The 2,594-nt window shown below is 74.8% G+C and carries 3 protein-coding genes and 1 pseudogene; all 4 read left to right on the top strand.

The genetic code is table 11. The annotated features are described in order from the left end of the window. Positions 1-1,578, top strand: a 1,578-nt coding sequence (locus tag ABD350_RS18105; RefSeq protein ID WP_486388603.1) for a DNA polymerase III subunit gamma/tau domain-containing protein, incomplete at its 5' end; no start/stop codon positions are given. Between the two features lie 9 nt (positions 1,579-1,587). After that, positions 1,588-2,001 (top strand): roadblock/LC7 domain-containing protein, encoded by a 414-nt coding sequence (locus tag ABD350_RS18100; RefSeq protein WP_014675212.1) that lies wholly within the window; start codon positions 1,588-1,590, stop codon positions 1,999-2,001. A 111-nt stretch (positions 2,002-2,112) separates the two neighbouring features. Further along, positions 2,113-2,511: a DUF742 domain-containing protein gene (locus ABD350_RS18095; RefSeq protein ID WP_344349186.1), complete on the top strand. Its 399-nt coding sequence runs from the start codon at positions 2,113-2,115 to the stop codon at positions 2,509-2,511. Then, positions 2,492-2,594, top strand: a pseudogene (locus tag ABD350_RS18090) (ATP/GTP-binding protein); the annotation flags it as partial. The gene ABD350_RS18095 and the pseudogene ABD350_RS18090, both read left to right, overlap by 20 nt.

Genomic DNA, 2,594 nt, shown 5'->3' with positions numbered 1-2,594 from the left:
GGCGGTCTGCTCGGCGGCGGTCCCGCCCCGCGCGGCCAGGCCGGTCCCGGCCAGGGTCCCCGGGCGGCGCTGCCCACCCCGGGCCAGGGCGGCCGACCCGGTGCGCCGGGCGGGGCGCGCGGTCCGCAGGGCGGTCCCGGTGCCGCACCGCAGCAGGGCGGCCGGGTGCCGGCCGGTTCCGGCGCGGGCGGCTTCGGCGGTCAGGCGCCCGGTGCGCCGCAGGGTCTGCAGGCCGCCCACCCGAACGGTCCGCAGCAGGACCTCTTCGGTGGTGGCGCTGGTGGCGGCGGTGGCCGTGGCGGCCGTGGCCGCAAGCGGTCCGACGGCCCGGCGGACCAGGGGCGCCGGCCCCAGCTGCCGCCGCGCGGCGGCCCGCGGGCCGAACTGCCCGGCGGGGAGCCGCAGTCCCGCACCCCGGGCTGGGCCGACCAGGCCCCGCTGTCGCGTGCCGCGCTGGACACCCCGCGCGGCCACGACGAGCAGGACGCGGCGCAGACCGCGCACATGCCGCGCGTGGACGACCGGCAGGGTCCGGGCTCGACCGCGGAGATGCCCCGCATCGACGCCCAGGGTCCGGCCGGGACGGGCGGGTTCCAGCGTCCGGAGCTGCCCGGTGCGGGCGACTCCGCCCAGCACACGGGCCAGTTCGCCCGCCCGGACGACCTCCAGCAGACGGGCCGGTTCGGACAGCCGGACAACGCCCAGCAGACGGGCCGGTTCCCGCAGCTCGACAACGCCCAGCAAACCGGACAGTTCCCGCAGCTCGGCAACGCCGGGCACACGGGTCGGTTCGCGGGCCCGGACGCCGAGCGGCAGACGGGGGCCTTCGACGCTCCCGGCGCCCGGCAGGACACCGGTTCGTTCGCCCGCTCCGACGTGTTCGGCGCCCCCGGCGCCGGCCGGCCGGACGACGGCGACCGGCACACGGGCCAGTTCCCGGCACCGCAGGCCCCGCAGGCGTACGACGGCGGTTACGACGGCGGCTCCACCGGACAGCACGCCCTCCCGGGCCGGCCGGACCCCGGCCACACCGGGCAGTTCGAGCGTCCGCAGCCGGCCGGCCCTGACGACTTCGGCGCCCCGCAGCAGCAGCGTCCGGTCCGCACCGAGCCGGAGGCCCTGCCGCCGGCCAGCGGCCCGGGAGACGGCCGTACCCCGCTGTTCGACACGCTGGAGACCAACTGGTTCCAGCAGCAGCAGGAGAACGCGTCCGCTTCGCAGCAGACGACGCAGCCTCAGCCGCAGTCGCCCGCGTCCGCTCCACAGCGGTCCGGGTCGAACACCGGCTCCTGGCGCACCTCGCCGAACGACGAACTCGTCCGGCAGGCCGAGCGGGTGCGGCAGCCCGCCGCGGGCGGGGTCACCACCTCCGGCCTGCCGCGCCGCGTGCCCCGGGCGAACCTCGTGCCCGGCACCGCCCAGCAGCAACAGCACCAAAGCGGTCCGCAGGTCTCGCGTGCGCCCGATGACGTACGCGGCCGGCTGACCAATCTCCGTCGGGGCATCGCTCAGGGCCGTCAGGCCGGCAGCGGCCAGACCGGCAGCTTCCCGAGCCCCACTCACCAGCAGGAGCGTTAGTTGAGTCCGATGAGCCAGGCGGCACAGAACCTGAACTGGTTGATCACCAACTTCGTGGACAACACCCCCGGGGTGTCCCACACGGTGGTGGTCTCCGCCGACGGCCTTCTGCTGGCGATGTCCGAAGGCTTCCCGAGAGACCGCGCCGATCAGCTCGCGGCCGTCGCCTCCGGGCTGACCTCGCTGACGGCCGGGGCGTCCCGGATCTTCGAGGGCGGCACCGTGGCACAGACGGTCGTCGAGATGGAACGCGGTTTTCTCTTCCTGATGTCCATCTCGGACGGTTCGTCCCTCGCGGTGCTGGCCCACCCGGAGGCGGACATCGGCCTCGTCGGCTACGAGATGGCACTGCTCGTGGACCGCGCGGGTGCGGTACTCACCCCGGACCTGCGCGCCGAACTCCAGGGCAGTCTGCTCCACTGACCGGCCCCGGCACCACCCACCTCACGAAAACACCGTCCGGCCGCCACAATCCCCCCACCGGCCCCGTCAGACGGCTTGACTGACCGACTTGCTGTCCCGCCCGGAGGATTCATGACCCCGCCCACCGCCCATCATGATCCGTACGCGGAGCCGTACGGGGACGAGGGCGACCAGCCGCTGGTGAGGCCGTACGCCATGACCGGCGGCCGGACCAGGCCCCGCTACCAGCTCGCCATCGAGGCGCTGATCAGCACCACGGCCGACCCGGCAGCGTTCGTGACGCTGCTCCCGGAGCACCAGCGCATCTGCCACCTGTGCCGCGAGGTCAAGTCGGTCGCGGAGGTGTCGGCGCTGCTGAACATGCCGCTCGGCGTGGCCCGGATCCTGGTGGCCGACCTCGCCGAGGCCGGCATGGTCGCCATCCACCAGCCTGGTGGCGACGAGAACAACGGCGGCGCTCCGGATGTGACGCTGCTCGAAAGGGTGCTCAGTGGACTTCGCAAGCTCTGACGCGGGCCGGGCCACCACTTCCGCGAAGATCGTGGTGGCGGGCGGCTTCGGCGTGGGCAAGACCACGTTCGTCGGCGCCGTCT

It is taken from the genome of Streptomyces nogalater (genome assembly GCF_039532885.1).
In the GTDB taxonomy this organism is placed as follows: Bacteria; Actinomycetota; Actinomycetes; order Streptomycetales; family Streptomycetaceae; genus Streptomyces; species Streptomyces nogalater.
This window is presented reverse-complemented; position numbering and strand designations above follow the sequence as displayed.

Coding starts and splice junctions, on each gene's coding strand:
- ABD350_RS18100 (WP_014675212.1), top strand. CDS start 1,588: ATGAGCCAGGCGGCACAGAACCTGAACTGGTTGATCACCAACTTCGTG.
- ABD350_RS18095 (WP_344349186.1), top strand. CDS start 2,113: ATGACCCCGCCCACCGCCCATCATGATCCGTACGCGGAGCCGTACGGG.